This is a genomic window from Allobosea sp. NPDC055332, from assembly GCF_053645455.1.
Genome location: NZ_JBSHMO010000002.1, coordinates 142,371 through 157,014 on the forward strand (window position 1 = coordinate 142,371; position 14,644 = coordinate 157,014).

Annotated in this window: 12 protein-coding genes; 4 read left to right on the forward strand and 8 right to left on the reverse strand. The window is 66.5% G+C overall.

Annotated elements, in window-relative coordinates; all coding sequences use genetic code 11:
• Window positions 1-329 precede the first annotated feature (329 nt).
• On the reverse strand, window positions 330-1,250 hold the full coding sequence (locus tag ACWIGM_RS09245) for a dihydrodipicolinate synthase family protein (protein ID WP_454025646.1): 921 nt from the start codon (window positions 1,248-1,250) through the stop codon (window positions 330-332).
• 497 nt (window positions 1,251-1,747) lie between these two features.
• Here ACWIGM_RS09245 and ACWIGM_RS09250 point away from each other — a divergent pair, with 497 nt between their 5' ends.
• A complete protein-coding gene (locus ACWIGM_RS09250) occupies window positions 1,748-3,595 on the forward strand; it encodes an ABC transporter ATP-binding protein (RefSeq protein WP_454025647.1) in 1,848 nt (615 codons plus the stop codon).
• Between the two features lie 71 nt (window positions 3,596-3,666).
• Here the strand turns inward: ACWIGM_RS09250 and ACWIGM_RS09255 are convergent, their stop codons facing one another.
• Window positions 3,667-4,035 carry a gamma-butyrobetaine hydroxylase family protein gene (locus ACWIGM_RS09255; protein ID WP_454025648.1) on the reverse strand — a complete coding sequence of 123 codons (369 nt, stop codon included), beginning with the start codon at window positions 4,033-4,035 and terminating at the stop codon, window positions 3,667-3,669.
• Between the two features lie 168 nt (window positions 4,036-4,203).
• Here ACWIGM_RS09255 and moaA point away from each other — a divergent pair, with 168 nt between their 5' ends.
• Window positions 4,204-5,205 (forward strand): GTP 3',8-cyclase MoaA, encoded by a 1,002-nt coding sequence (gene moaA, locus ACWIGM_RS09260; RefSeq protein ID WP_454025649.1) that lies wholly within the window; start codon window positions 4,204-4,206, stop codon window positions 5,203-5,205.
• On the opposite strand, the gene ACWIGM_RS09265 is transcribed toward moaA, so the two are convergent.
• The 5 genes from ACWIGM_RS09265 to ACWIGM_RS09285 all read right to left on the reverse strand — a co-directional run bounded on the left by ACWIGM_RS09265 (window position 5,202) and on the right by ACWIGM_RS09285 (window position 8,880).
• Complete coding sequence (locus tag ACWIGM_RS09265) at window positions 5,202-6,149, reverse strand: tetratricopeptide repeat protein (RefSeq protein WP_454025650.1); 948 nt, start codon at window positions 6,147-6,149, stop codon at window positions 5,202-5,204. The two genes, moaA and ACWIGM_RS09265, sit on opposite strands and share 4 nt — an antisense overlap.
• Before the next feature lie 113 nt (window positions 6,150-6,262).
• Window positions 6,263-6,904: a CDP-alcohol phosphatidyltransferase family protein gene (locus ACWIGM_RS09270; protein WP_454025651.1), complete on the reverse strand. Its 642-nt coding sequence runs from the start codon at window positions 6,902-6,904 to the stop codon at window positions 6,263-6,265.
• On the reverse strand, window positions 6,891-7,274 hold the full coding sequence (locus ACWIGM_RS09275; RefSeq protein ID WP_454026964.1) for a hypothetical protein: 384 nt from the start codon (window positions 7,272-7,274) through the stop codon (window positions 6,891-6,893). The genes ACWIGM_RS09270 and ACWIGM_RS09275 overlap by 14 nt, the downstream gene beginning before the upstream one ends.
• A gap of 20 nt (window positions 7,275-7,294) precedes the next feature.
• Window positions 7,295-8,245: a phosphatidate cytidylyltransferase gene (locus tag ACWIGM_RS09280; protein ID WP_454025652.1), complete on the reverse strand. Its 951-nt coding sequence runs from the start codon at window positions 8,243-8,245 to the stop codon at window positions 7,295-7,297.
• Complete coding sequence (locus ACWIGM_RS09285; protein WP_454025653.1) at window positions 8,242-8,880, reverse strand: lysophospholipid acyltransferase family protein; 639 nt, start codon at window positions 8,878-8,880, stop codon at window positions 8,242-8,244. The genes ACWIGM_RS09280 and ACWIGM_RS09285 overlap by 4 nt, the downstream gene beginning before the upstream one ends.
• A gap of 308 nt (window positions 8,881-9,188) precedes the next feature.
• Between ACWIGM_RS09285 and ACWIGM_RS09290 the strand changes: the two genes are divergently transcribed.
• Window positions 9,189-9,509 (forward strand): Crp/Fnr family transcriptional regulator, encoded by a 321-nt coding sequence (locus ACWIGM_RS09290; protein WP_454025654.1) that lies wholly within the window; start codon window positions 9,189-9,191, stop codon window positions 9,507-9,509.
• A 9-nt stretch (window positions 9,510-9,518) separates the two neighbouring features.
• Here ACWIGM_RS09290 and ACWIGM_RS09295 read toward each other — a convergent pair whose 3' ends face one another.
• Window positions 9,519-13,181, reverse strand: a complete 3,663-nt coding sequence (locus ACWIGM_RS09295; protein WP_454025655.1) for an autotransporter domain-containing protein — start codon at window positions 13,179-13,181, stop codon at window positions 9,519-9,521.
• Between the two features lie 281 nt (window positions 13,182-13,462).
• Here ACWIGM_RS09295 and ACWIGM_RS09300 point away from each other — a divergent pair, with 281 nt between their 5' ends.
• A complete protein-coding gene (locus ACWIGM_RS09300) occupies window positions 13,463-14,644 on the forward strand; it encodes an ABC transporter substrate-binding protein (RefSeq protein WP_454025656.1) in 1,182 nt (393 codons plus the stop codon).

Sequence of the window (14,644 nt, forward strand, 5' to 3'; positions counted from 1 at the left end):
GTGCCGGCCTTTTTTCTTTGCGCCCATCGCGCGGCGGCGATCAGAGTGGCGCCGTGGCGTAGATTCGAATGGCCAGCACGGCGCCCATCAGGAGCAGAAGGACAGCGACTGCAGCAGGTCCCTGGCGATCTCGCCGGACTGCTCGTTGCGCGGCCCGGTTCGGGAAGCCGCCTCGCGCCGCCGTCTCGTAAACGCTTCACAAGTGGCCATGCCGACCTCCATCACCTGTCGGAGGATGATCGGCCAAGCCTGCATCAGCTCGCGATGTCGGCCATGGGCTGGCAGCATCAGGCCCGCATAAGGAGACGCGGCACGCGCCTGGACAAATCCTAGGCAGCCGAACGATGGCCGCTCGCATGGCCGCTGATCGGCCGCGGCAGATCGTCGAGCGCGTATTTGAGCTCTTCGCCAAGCGCGGGCTGCGCTGCGACCAAAGGCAGCCTGCAGACCGGGCTGACGCCCGGATGCTGAAACGACAAGGCCAGCTTGACCGCGACCGGATCCGGCTCCCGGGACAGCAGCTCGTACAGAGGGATCAGCCGCCTCTGCAGGGTCTGCGCCTGTTCGAAGGCGCCGACGCGGCTGGCCTCCCTGATGCGACGCAGCAGGCGCGGCGCGAGATTGCCGATGCTGGTGATCGCACCGCAGCCACCCGCGGCGACATAGGACGGGATGGCATCGCCGGCCCCGGTGAAGCGCATGAAGTGCCGGCTGCAGCGGCGCATGATGCGATCGCAGCGGGCGAGGTCGCCGCGCCGTTCGAGGATGCCGACGATCGCCGGATGTGCCGCCATCTCGGCCAGAGCCTCGGGCGTGAGGTCGATGGCGCAGCGATCGGGATCATTGTCGATGATCACGGGCAGCGAGGCGGCTTCCGCCACCGACAGGACATGCCGGACGAGGCCGGCCTGCGTCGGCCTGCTGTAATAGGGCAGCCTCAGCAGGATGGCACTCGCACCCGCCGCCGCTGCCTCCCTGACCTCCGCGACGCTGCCGGCGGTCGAATACGAGCCTGCGGCAGCCAGGATCGGATAGCCGGGCCCGGCCGCCGCGCGCGCCAACCTGACGAGCCGGATGCGCTCATTGCCGGTCAGTGTCGAATATTCGCCGCTCGCGGAGCCGAGCACGATGCCGTCGGCTCCCTCCTGGACCTGCCAATCGACCAGACGCAGCAGGCTCGGCTCATCCAGGGCGCCGGCGCTGAAGGGCGTGACGAGAGCAGTGAACATCCCATGAAGCCAGTGATCCATGTCGACCTCGGCAGAGCGGAGTGATGGTAGAGGCACGGCGGAGCGGGGCGCTCCGCCGTGCCATGGCCGAGCTCGGAACGCTTCGCGAAACGGGGATCAAAGCCCATCGCCCCCGCGGGGCGGCCGGGGTCGACGGCCCCCGTTTCGAAAGCGAGCGAGCCCGACGCTCCGCAGACGCTAAGGCGACCCGGCATAAGGGTTCGATTGGGATCGGCGCGGATACCGTGAAGCCGGTATTAGGGGCGCGGGCTATGGATCTCGGCTCGATGACTCCCTCGAATGGGCCAGACGATCGGCCAGACGACCTTCTCGGGCTGCATCCGCATGCTGAACAAGGACGTCATCGGCCGATACGAGCCTGCCGAGGTCGGCACCCAAGTCATCGTCGCCCGCTGATCCGCTCTATCGACCGCTGCGCTCGAGGCCGGCCTCGTGCCGGCCTTTTTCGTTCGCATAAGTTGTGGACCGCCATGGCGCGCCCGCTGCAATAAGGTGCGATGTTCAGGTTCTTCGATTCGATTGTCGACCCGACCGCATCACCGCCGGGCCAGCCTCCCAGCGGACTCCTATCGTTCTATTGGCATTTCGTCCGCCAGGCGAAGGGCCTGTTCGCTGCGCTGTTCCTGATCGGCTTCACGCTCGCCGTGATCGAGGCGGTGGTGCCCTATCTGATCGGCCGGCTCGTCTCCGTCCTGTCATCGGTTTCGCGCGAGCGCGTTTTCGACGCCGCCGGCCAGCTGCTTCTGATCATGGCGGCGATCGTGCTGGTGGTCCGACCGCTCGGCGCCATCCTGTTCCGCCTGCTCGTGAATCACTCGATTGCGGTCTCCTTCACGACGCTGATCCACTGGCAGAACTACTGGCATGTCATCCGCCAGCCGCTCGCCTTCTTCCAGGACGACTTCGCCGGCCGGCTCGCCAACCGGGTGATGCAAACGGCTCGGCCGCTGCGGGAGAGCATCGTCGCCTTCGTTCGAGCGGTCTGGCAGATTCTCGTCTTCGGCGGGACCGCGATCGGCCTTCTCGGCACGCAGGATCTTCGCCTGGCGGCGCCGATGATGATCTGGTTTCTGTTCTATGGCGGGCTCCTCGCCTACACCTTGCCGAAGGTGCAGAACCGCTCCCGCGAGACCTCGGAGACGCGCTCAGCCATCTCCGGGAAGATCGTCGACACGTTCACCAACATGATGACGGTCAAGCTGTTCGGGCGCCGGACCGATGACGACGCCTATATCCGCGACGGCTTCCTTCGCTTCCAAGCCGCCTTCGCCCACCAGCAGCAGCTCAACACCGTCTACGTGTTTTGCCTGATCTGCCTCAACGCGGTTCTGCTGGTCACGACCGGCGGTATCGGCGTCTGGCTTTTCTCCGAAGGGCGCGTCGACGCGGGGACGCTGACGACCGCTCTTCTCCTCACTACCCAGATCATCGCCATGTCGGGCTGGGTGGCATTCGAGATCGCAGGGATTTTCGAGAACATCGGCATCGTGCAGGAGGGCATGAAAACCATCGCGCAGCCGCTCAGCCAGCTCGACAAGCCCGACGCACGTCCGCTCGAGGCCCGGGATGGCGAGATCCGGTTCGAGAATCTGCATTTCCACTACAGCCAGCCGCACCGCGTGGTGGACGAGTTGTCCCTGGCCATCGGCGCCGGTGAAAAAGTCGGTCTCGTCGGGCGCTCGGGCGCGGGCAAGTCGACGCTCATCAATCTGCTGCTGCGCTTCTATGAGCCGCAATCGGGCCGCATCCTGATCGACGGGCAAGACATCGCCCGTGTCACCGAGGAATCTCTGCGCGCCCGGATCGCGGTGGTGGCCCAGGACTCGTCGCTTTTGCATCGCTCCATCGGCGAGAACATCCTCTACGCTCGTCAGGAGGCCGACGAAGGCATGATGCGCGAAGCCGCCCGAAAGGCGCAGGCTGATGCCTTCATCGACAAGCTCGTGGACGGCAAGGGGCGCCAGGGCTTCGAAGCCTTTGTCGGCGAGCGCGGTGTCAAGCTCTCCGGTGGGCAGCGCCAGCGCATCGCCATCGCCCGGGTGATCCTGAAGGACGCCCCGATCCTCCTGCTCGACGAGGCGACGTCATCCCTCGACTCGCAGGTCGAGGCCGCGATCCAGGAAGCGCTCGCGGAGCTGATGCGTGGCAGGACGGTCATCGCCATCGCGCATCGGCTCTCGACGCTTCAGCTCATGGACCGCCTGGTGGTGATGGACGCCGGGCGCATCGTCGAACAGGGCACCCATGCGGACCTGCTCGCCGCCGGCGGGCTCTATGCCGACCTCTGGGCGCATCAATCCGGCGGTTTTATCGTGCCGCAGCGCCCTCAACGCGCGGGACGATAAGCAGAGCCTGCGCGACGAATGAGAGCGGATGGCGCGGAGCAGCGAGCGCAAGACCGCTTTCGGAGATACGCTCAGGCCCGCCTGACCCGCTCTCGCGACAGCCCCTTGGCGGCGAGGTCGTCGAGATAGGCCTGCAGCTTCGCCTCGCCATTCCGGCCGAGCTCGCGCAGATAGTCCCAGCCATAGATGCCGGTGTCGTGCATGTCGTCGAAGGTCAGGCGGACGGCGTAGTGGCCGACCGGCTCCACTTTCAGGATCTCGACATCGCGCTTGCCCGGCACGGTCTGCTTCTGCGTCGGACTGTGGCCCTGAACCTCGGCCGAGGGGCTCTCGACCCGCAGCAATTCGGCGGGAAGCGCATGGCTCTCGCCGCTCTCGAAGGTGATGTGGAGCGTGCGGCGGTCCTTCGACAGACGGATCTCGCTCGGCCAATCTGACATCTTCGTGTTTCCTCAGAGCCACTTGCGACCATCAGCCCGCTTGACCGCGGGCTTGTCGCCGACAATGCTCGCTTCCTATATCAGAGCAACGGCAGGCGCACTGCGCCGCAAGACCGCGATCGCCCGAGGATTTCAGCCGTCGTGCTGCACGACCCCGTCAGACCCTTGATGCGTGCGCCGCTGACCGACCCGTTCGGCCGCGACATCTCCTATCTGCGCATCTCGGTGACGGATCGCTGCGATTTCCGCTGCGTCTACTGCATGTCCGAGGACATGGCCTTCCTGCCGAAGCGCGATTTGCTGACGCTGGAAGAGATCGACCGCGTCGCCACCGCCTTCGTCTCGCGCGGCACCCGCAAATTGCGCATCACCGGCGGCGAGCCGCTGGTCAGGCGCGACATCATGAACCTGTTCCGCTCGCTCTCGCGCCATCTCGCCTCGGGCGCGCTCGACGAGCTCACCGTGACCACCAACGGCTCGCAGCTTTCCCGCTATGCGCAGGAGCTGGCCGATTGCGGCGTGCGCCGCGTCAACGTCTCGATGGATACGCTCGATCCCGAGAAATTCCGCAAGATCACGCGCTGGGGCGATCTGTCGAAGGTGCTCGGCGGCATCGAGGCGGCGCGCAAGGCCGGCCTGCGCGTCAAGATCAATGCGGTGGCACTCAAGGGCGTCAACGAGGACGAGATCGAGAGCCTGATGCACTGGGCCCATGGCCTCGGCATGGACCTCACCCTGATCGAGGTGATGCCGCTCGGCGAGATCGAGCCGGCGCGGCTCGACCAGTTCCTGCCGCTCTCGATGGTGCGGGCGGGGCTGATGGACCGCTACACGCTCGACGACGATCCCTACCGGACCGGCGGGCCGGCGCGCTATGTCCGGGTGCGCGAGACCGGCGGGCTGATCGGCTTCATCACGCCGATGACGCATAATTTCTGCGAGAGCTGCAACCGGGTGCGCCTGACCTGCACCGGCACGCTCTATATGTGCCTCGGCCAGGAGGACGCCGCCGACCTGCGCGCGCCGATCCGCGCCTCGAGCGACGACGCCCTGCTCTACCGGGCGATGGAAGAGGCGATCTCGCGCAAGCCCAAGGGCCACGACTTCGTCATCGACCGGCGCCAGCCCCGCGCCGCGGTCGGCCGGCACATGAGCGTGACCGGGGGCTAGTCACTTTCCTCGTCTGGAGCCCGCCACCAGACATGGCCATCGGCGGGGGCTGGAACCGGAAAGGTGCGGGTCTCGATGGCATTGACGAAGCGCTGCCCGTCACCCGCCTGCCACTCTGCCAAAATCTTCTCGACCGAATGGCGGCTCTGGGCAGCGATGCCAATGTATCTGCTCGGCTTCCAATCTGCCGGACCCGGCTCGTCGTCATGGCGATGAGGCAAGCCATAGCTGCACTTCAGGCAGACATAGGCGAGCGATCCCGTCCAGTCTTCGAGGTAGGCGACACCGGGCGCCCGAGATTTCAGCAGCGGCGCGAGGTTATCCTGATCCGAGCAGGTCACGAAGGCTGTGAATGTCTGGAAGAGTGAGGGTTCCCAGCGCTCCAATGCGTTGAAGACGGGGACGACCCCGCCTTGAAGATTGCGCTGCCCCGTCGCGGCTCCGTCATGCAGCACGATGTCGTCGAAACAATAGCCGCTTTCCGGAAGAGGAATGTTCAGGAGCCGAGCGCGCACCGGGTCGATACGCGTCGCAAACAGCGTCTCGCCATCACCCCAAGCGTTCAGACGAATGCTGACGACGCCGAAGTCCGCCTGGATCGGCCCCTCTTCGCCAGGCAACGCGATACCACATCTGGCCCATTGGTCGCGCGCGACGTTCCAGTCCCTGATCGCGGTCGCCGCGATCCCCGCATTCCAGGCGGAGGCTTCGTCGAACTCGTCCTGCAGCGATTGGGACATGAGGTTGTGGCGCAGAGAGTCAGGCCATTGCCGGCGGTATTTCTGTGCGAGCCCGCGCATGTAGTGAAGGCTCGCGATTTCCGGATATCGCCGGCTCAACTCGTCGAAATACAGCAGAGCCCGGTCGAGCTCGCCCTGGTCGACGGCTTCGTAGGCAAGTTTGTCGAGATCCAACGTCTCGATAGCCCCGACGTCCTCATCCATTTCGATGACGCTCTCTCGCCTGCCTGCGCCCGACCACCGCCGACTAGTAGCTGAACGCCGTCAATTTTCTATCCTGGCGCGCAGACAAAAGCGCCCCACGGCCTTCGGCGCAGTCAGCGGCCGCGCAACCCGCGCACGATGTTCGCCGCCCGCCTGAGCGCGGTCACGGCAGCGCCCACCGCGCTCAGCCAGAGCGCGATGAGCAGCACCTCGTTCTGGCCTCGCCAGAGCGGCTCCAGCAGGGACATCAGCGCCGCGGCCGTGATCGTCGCCATGCGGTGCTGCTTGGCCATCGGGCCGGAGAAATCGGCCGGCAATCCGCAATTGCGCCCGAGCTCGCGGGTATAGGCGGTCAGCACGGCAAAAGCGGCCGCCGCCCAGCCCAAAGCCGGCGCGCCGATCCCGTAACCGACGCCGGTCAGGATGAGGATATCGGCGATCCGGTCGGGGAACTCGTTCCAGAACGGGCCGTCGGCAGCCTGCTTGCCGCCTTCGATCGCGACCATGCCGTCGAAGAGATTGCAGAGCAGCCTGAGCTGGCAGAACAGCGCCGCGGCAAGGAGCAACGCGATGCGCGAGCCGGAATTGGCGGAGCCCGCGAGCCAGAAGGCGGCGCCGGCAATGGTCGCCATCGCCATGCTCGCCATCGAGATCTGGTTCGGCGTGATGCCGCTCGCGCTCAGCCGGCGCGCGATGCCACGGGCCCAGCCGGTTTCGCGGCTCGCGAGCGGGCGTCGATCGCTATCCTGCGCCATGGTTCATCGCCTTCCTGCTGCGCCACAGCGAAAAATTGTAGAGCGCCGCATAGCTGGTCGCGACGGTCAGCGGGACGGCTATCGTCCGGGCGATCTCGGGCGTGCCGCCGATCGTATGGATGAGCGTCAGCACGCTCGCGGAGACGAATCCTGCGATCACCGGCGGCGCCAGCAGCGCGGCCAGGCCGGAGAAACGACTGGCGAGATACTCGATACCCCGCTTCAGCAGCAGGGTGATGATCGCCGAGAGCGTCCCCTGGATCAGTCCGGCGAGGAGCGGCGCCGGCATCGGATGGACGCGGTTGGCGAACACCGCCCAGCTGCCCATGGCGAGGAAGGCGAAGCCGACATGGACGACGCTGCTTCGCATCAGGCGCGCGAGCGGCGGGCTCACGTGGTCGACCAGCCATAGCGGACGAGATGGAAGAAGATCGGGGCGGAGAACACCACCGAATCGAGCCGGTCGAGGAAGCCGCCATGGCCGGCGATCAGGTGGCCCCAGTCCTTGATGCCGCGATCGCGCTTGATCGCCGACATGACCAGCCCGCCGAAGAAGCCCATCAGCACGATGACCAGCGCCAGGAACGCTGCCTGCAGCGGGGTGAACGGCGTCATCCAGGACAAGGCAGCCCCGACCGCCGTCGCGCTGAGCGCGCCGCCGACGAAGCCCTCGACCGTCTTGGACGGCGACAGCCTGGGCGCGATCTTGGTGCGGCCGAGCAGCTTGCCCCAGACATATTGCAGCACGTCGCTCATCTGCACGACGATGACGAGGAAGGCGATCAGCAGGACATTCCGACCCTGATAGCCGGGGATGTCGAGGCTGAGCAGCGCCGGCACATGCGAGATGCAGAAGACGCAGATCATCAGCGCCCACTGCACCTCGGCGATGCGCACGAGGAAATGCTCGGTGTCGCCGCGCAGGGACGCGATGATCGGCATGAGCAGGAAGGCGTAGACGGGGATGAAGATCGAGTAGAGGCCGTACCACTCGGTCCAGATCAGATAAAACTGCACCGGCAGCACGATGAAGAAGCCGGCGGCGAGTGCCCAATGATCGGCGCGGCGCGTGTCGGTCAGCGTGATGAACTCGCGCAGGGCCGCGAAGGAGCAGAAGGCGAAGAGCAGCGTCACGCCGGTCTTGCCGCCGATCAGCGCCAGGCCCATCAGCACGATCATGATCCACCAGGCGCGGATGCGATCGTTAAGGTTCTCGACCACGGCGTTCGAGCCATCGGGCGACAGCCGGCGCTGCAGCACGAAGCCGATGGTGGACGCCACGATCAGGACGCCGAGCAGGCAGGCCAGCACGGCGAGGAGATCAGGATGCGGCATCGTCATGGCGTATTCGCCTTCGGTGACAGGGCGAGCAGCGCCGCTTCAGCCCTCGCCAGGAAATCCTGCTTGGTCTCGGCCTCGGCGAGGACGAGAGCGGCGCCGAAGGTGACGGTGCAGACCAGCGGCACCGGCACGAACTCGCCCTTCGGCATGACGCGGTTGAGATTGTCGATCCAGACCGGCACGAGCGCCACATTCGGACGCGCCTGCGCCAGATGGAACAGCCCGCTCTTGAACGGCAGCAGCGGCGCATCGGTCGTATTGCGCGTCCCTTCCGGGAAGACGATGAGGGATGAACCGGCGTCGAGCGCCTCGCTCATCTGGACGATCGGGTCAGCCGTTCGCGTCGCGGGGTCGCGATCGATCAGGACAGCGTTGAAGACATCGCGGCCGATGAAGCGCCGCAGGCTGCTCTTCAGCCAGTAGTCGCTGCCGGCGACCGGCCGGGTCGCGAACCGCATGCGCCTTGGCAACACGGTCCAGATCAGGACGAAATCGCCGTGGCTGGCATGATTGGCGAAGTAGATTCGCTGTTCGTCGGTCGGTGCGACGCCGTCCCAGCGCCCGCGCACCGCCGTGATGAAGCGGGCGAAGAACAGGATGAGCGCGCCAGCGAGGCCTGCTCCGATATCGCGCATTCCCCCCACCCGGCTGTCGCCCTTCCGATGACGTCGCGTTCACCGCGAACGCCGCCGATATTGCAGGGGTCTGGGGCAAATTCGAAAGCCGGTCGCAGGCGTCCGTTCACCGCCTTTTGGGGGAGCCCCCCAAAGACCTCGTATTCACCGGCCGCGGCCGGCTGGATCAATTGGAGCGCCCCGGTTCCTGCGCTACAGTGAGCCGCCACCGATCAGAGAGCGAGTTCGAGCGATGAACGAGCATTCCGCCGCGGCTAGGCCTGCCCCTGTGCCCATGGATTTCCGCCAGCTCGCGCGGTCTGGGAACGGTGATCACCTATTCCGCCGGGGATGTCGTCTTTCGCGAAGGCGACGAACCCGCCCATGCCTATATCGTCCTCACCGGCCGTATCGAAGTCAGCAGCCGTGGGAAGCTCATCGAGCAGGTCGATGCAGGGCGCGCCTTCGGCATCATCTCGCTGATCGACAAGAAACCGCGATCCGCCACGGCCAAGGCGATAGCACCATCCGAAGTTGCTCTGGTCGATGCAAAGCAATTCCGGTTCATGGTCGAAACGACGCCGAATTTTGTCTGGTACGTACTGGCGGAAGTCGTCGACCGGCTGCGGGCGACGAACTCTGCCTTGTGACGGCTCCCCTCAGAACCTGACGGCGAGATTGGCCTTGAAGGCGTGGTCCTGGGCGCTTTCGGCGAGCTGGCCGGTATAGGAGGCTCCGAGGGTGACGCCGGCGCCGAGCGCAAGGTCGAGCCCAGCTTCGACGAGGGCGGCGTCGCGGGCGATCGGCAGGCCGCCAATGGTGAACCTGTTACCTTCGGCGAAGGCGAGCGTCAGCTTGGGATCGACATCGCCGAAGGCATGGCGCCAGCCGAGGCCGCCGCGCAGGGTCAGGTCCATGCCGGACAGGCGGGTCGTCGTCGCGGCGCGCAGGCCGAGCGTGGCATAGCCGAGGCTGGTGTCGCCGCTAGCGCTGGAGAGCGCCGCCGCCCCGCCCCGCTCGGTGAAGCCGTCGCTGCGCAGATTGACATAGGCCAGGCCGACGAAAGGCTCGAACGCGATCTGTCCGATCTCGATGCGATAGCCGAACTCGCCGAAGGCCTGCACGGTCCCGGCATCGTAATCGGCCCGCAAGAGATCGCCGAGCCCAGCCGAGACGACACTGCGCCGGGTCGAGAGATCATGCCAAGTGTAGCTCAGGCCGGTGCGCAGGCTGAGCGCGCCGAACTGCCCGCCGCCATAAAGGCCGAGATGGTAGTTGTCGCTCTCACCGGAGGAGAGCCGGCCGTTCACCTCGAAGCTGCTGCGGCTATAGCCGGCGACGACACCGAGGCGCAGATTCTCGAAGACGGCGGCATCGGCGCCGACCAGCAGGCCGCCGGTCGAGCGCGAGATGCTCGAAGCATTGCCGTCGCTGCTGGTGCGGCCCCAGGCGCCATAGCCCTGGCCCCAGACGGCGAAGCGCTCGGCCGAGGGCGGCCTCGGCATCGGCCCCTTGACCGCGGGGGCGAGATCGGCGGTGAAACCGTAATTCAGCGTCGCCATCGGGGCGGCGCCGACCGCGCCGAAGGCGGAGCGCAGGCGATCGTTGACCGCGGCCCGCAGGAGCCAGCTCTCATCGACCAGCACGGTGCGGGCCGAGGCATGGATCTCGCCGGCGAGCTGGCCGAGCGCGTCGCGCGCCGCATCCACCGTCGGCTTGTTCGTCACCTCGGTCTGCACGGGATTGCCGGCCGGCATGCTGTCGACCGCCTGGCCGACCTGCTGCTCATTGCCGGTATTGCCGATGCTGCCGACCGAGCGGGTCTGGACCACGCTGATATAGGCGTTGGTGGCGTCGGTGCCGTTGCGCAGGCTGAGGAAGGGGCTCACCGCGATGTCGGTGTTGCCGTAAGTGCCGGTCAGCCCAGTCGAGGTCAGGATGGTGTAGCGCTGGCCGGCGACAAAGGTTCCGCCGGTGGTGTTCGTGACCGCGATCGTCGCGCCATTGGCCAGCGTCGCCGTGCCCTTCACCTCGATGCGATCGGAGGTGACGCTGCGCGGATCGATCTCGACCTCGTAGACCGCCCCGGCATTCTGGACATAGGCGCCGTTGACGGTGAGCGTGCCGATCGAGTTGCCGGGGGTGATCCGCCCGCCCGCGGCGACCGTCGTAGCCCCGACCGTGCCCGAGCCGCCGAGCCGCGCGCCGGAGGCAACCGTCACCGCCGAGCCGGAGAGCGAGCCGTTCACCAGCAGGGTTCCCTCGGCGATCGTCGTCGCGCCGGTAAAGCCCGAGCTGTCGCCGGTCAGGTTCAGCGCAGCGCCGCCGGTCTTGGTGAACGTGCCGGTGCCGCTGAGCGCATTGGCGAGGGTCGCATCGCTCGACTGCGCGATGATCAGCGCGCCATTATTGGTGATCTTGCCGGAGCCGAAGCTCGCAGCCGAGCCGGTCAGCCTGCCGGCGGTGATCTCCGTGCCGCCGCCATAGCTGTTGGCGCCGGTCAGAGTGAGCGACGCCGTGCCGAGCTTGCGCACGCCGCCGCTGCCCGAGATCGCACCGGCGAAGGTGACGTCGTCCGAGCGGTTGAAGGCGAGCGTGCCGTTGTTGGTGACGTCGCCCACGATCGACCCCGTCGTCCCGCCATTGCCGAGCTGCAAGGTGCCGCCGCTGATCGTGGTGCCGCCGGTATAGCTGTTGCTCGCGGTCAGCGTCAGCGTGCCGCCGCCGGTCTGCTGCAGCGAGCCGCTGCCAGAGACGGTGCCGGCGAAGGTGACGGCGTCCGAGCGATTGAAGGCGAGCGAGCCGCTGTTGACGACATCGCCGGCGATCGACCCGGTCGTGCCGCCATTGCCGAGCTGCAAGGTGCCCGCCGCGATCGTCGTGCCGCCGGCATAGCTGTTGCCGCCGGTCAGCACCAGCGTGCCATTGCCGGTCTTGTTCAGCGCGCCGGCGCCGCTGATCGTGCCCGACCAGGAGAGGTCCGCATCGGTCTGAAAGGTGCCGCCCGCCGCATTGATCACGGCGTCGCGGGCCGAGGCGATGTTCGCCGTGGTCCGCAGCGTGCCGCCGTCGAAGGTGAGCGCACCGCTCGTCGCGCCGAGGCTGCCGTCGCTGGCGATCGACAAGGTGCCGTCGACCAGCCGCCACGGCGTCACCGCGGTGGTCGCCCCCGTCAGCGTCCAGGTACTGCTGCCGGTCTTCTCGAAGCGGTCGAAACCCTGATACTGCGCCGTCGCGCCGATCGACGAGGCGTCGAAGCTGGAATCCGTCGTACCACCAAGGCGCAGAACGTCGTTGGTTCCTGCAGAGCTGGCGTGCACGTTGCCGATGATCTGCGAACCGGCCTGCAGCTCGAGGCTGAGATTAACCCCGGCTGCCTGGTTGGACATGGAAATCGCGGTAGCCGAGCCGGCGCCGGCCCGGATCGTGCCGCTGTTGATGATCGAGATCGTCGATGGAAAATTGCTGTTCGTGATGGCGGCAGCGCCATTGCCACCTTCGATGACGCCGGTGCCGAGATTATAGATCGTCGCCGGTGTAGCGGAGGCGCCGCGGGCCACGATTGCCGCCTCGCCCGGGCCTGCGACGGCCGACCCACCGCGGATCGTGCCGTAATTGGTGATGGTCGCCGCCTTGTTGGTCGTGCTCACGTACACGCCTGCGCCGGTATGCCCGCCTGCTGTGCTGTTGCCGCCCTGAATGACGCCGCTGGCGTTATTGATCAGGGTCGCGCCGGTGTTGAGGATGTTGACGGCGGAGCCATTGTTGCCGACGCCCGAGCCCGTCCCCGTGCCGCCGCTGACCGTGCCGTTGTTGACGAAGGTCACGACGTTGATGAGCGAGACACCGAGGCCTCCGGAAGCGGCTGCCCCGCCACTGATCGAGCCATTGTTGACGACCTGCCCGGTGCTGGCGCCGGCCGTCGTGATGCCGCTGTTGAAGACCAGTCCGGAGCTCCCCGTCCCGCCGACGAAGGTGCCGGAAATCGTCAGCGAACCGCTCGGAAAACTGCCGTTGAAAAAGATGGAGCTGGCTCCGGCGCCCGAAAGTGTGAACCCTTGCGTGTCGATCGTCAGCGCCTTGGTGGGCGTCGCCAGGTTGGGCGCGGTGGTGACCGTGAAGCTCTGGGTGAAGACGATCGTCGAGCTGGCATCGGGGCTCGCATTCGCCGCGGCGATGGCGTTGCGCAACTCCGTTTCGTTGCTGACGAGATAGGTCGCGGCGAGTGCCTGCGATCCCGTTCCGCAGCCGAGCGCCAAGACTATCAGGCTGGCCGTGCGAAGGAACTTTCCTGCTACGAAACCCTTCGAGCCAGCCCGCATATGCCCCTCCGGTAGCCAGCGCCGCGCGAAGCGAATCGAGCAGCGTGCAACCATGACTAGAGTCGGCTCGCTAAGGGAATGTTAAGACCTGAGGCAGGAACCGCATCGGGGGGCTGCGTCCGGCGCAGGCGAGGCAACGGCGCGGGTCAACTTCGGAGCGCCAGGCTCCGCCCGGCCCTCACGCAGCCTCCCCCTGCTTTCGTCGCATCTTGCCGGCGACGTCTTGTGTACTAGTATACATGGCAAGGCCGCAGCAAAGCAGGCCAGCACAGGGAGGTACCATGACCAATCCGACACGGCGCGGCGTGATCGCCGGCGCCTCCAGCCTCGCCGCGCTTTCCGCCGGCGGCGCCTTCGCCCAGAGCGCGCCAGCCAGCCCGGTGATGCTCAACATCATCGACGTCGCCGGCAATCTCCAGCTGACGCAGGCCTCGATCGAGAAGTTCGCCAAGGACAATCCGAAGCTGATCTCGCGCCTGAACTTCTCGCGCGCGCCCTCACCCGAATTGCCCGCCAAGCTCAAGGCGCAGCAGGACGCCAATCGCGTCGACATCGACATGGTGCTGACCGGGCCGGGCGCGATGTCTGATGGCATCCAGCAGGGCTTGTGGGTCGACGTCTGGAAGTCGCATACCGCGGGCCTGCCCAAGGCCGAGGAGATCTATCACGAGCAGGCGCTGATGATGCAGCGCAATTTCGGCCAGAACGAAGGCGTCGCCGTCGTCTATTCGCCGTCCGGGCCGCTGTTCGAATACATGGCCGACAAGATCAAGACCGTGCCGAAGACGGCCGAGGAGTTCCTCGCTTTTGTGAAGCAGAACCCCAACCGCTTCACCTATGCCCGCCCGCTCAATTCCGGCCCCGGCTGGACCTTCCTGCAGGGCTTGCCCTACATCCTCGGCGACAGCGATCCGACCGACCCGATGAACGGCTGGGCCAAGAGCTGGGCCTATCTCAAGGAGCTCGGCACGGCGATCGACTACTACCCGACCGGCACCGCCGCGACGATGAAGGAGCTCGGCGACGGCACGCGCGACTGCATCGTCTCGACGCTGGGCTGGGACATCAACCCGCGGGCGCTCGGCATCGTGCCGAAGGAGGCCAAGGTCTTCACCATCGCCAACACGCACTGGATTCCCGACACCCAGTTCATGTGCATCCCGAAGGGCGTGGCGGCGGACAAGATCCCGGTGATCCTGGCGCTGATGTCGCATCTGCTGAAGCCGGAATCGCAGGCGGCAACCTATGACAAGGGCTATTTCTACCCCGGGCCGGCGATCAAGGGCGTGACCTTGGCGATGGCGCCGCAGGAGAGCCAGGGCGTGCTCAAGGAGTTCGGCCGACCCGAATATGACGGGCTGATCTCAAGCCTGCCGACCCGCCCGCCCTTGACGCCCGCGCGCCTGGTCGCCGCCTTCCGGCGCTGGGACCAGGAGATCGGCGTCGGCCACGCGCCGAAGTAA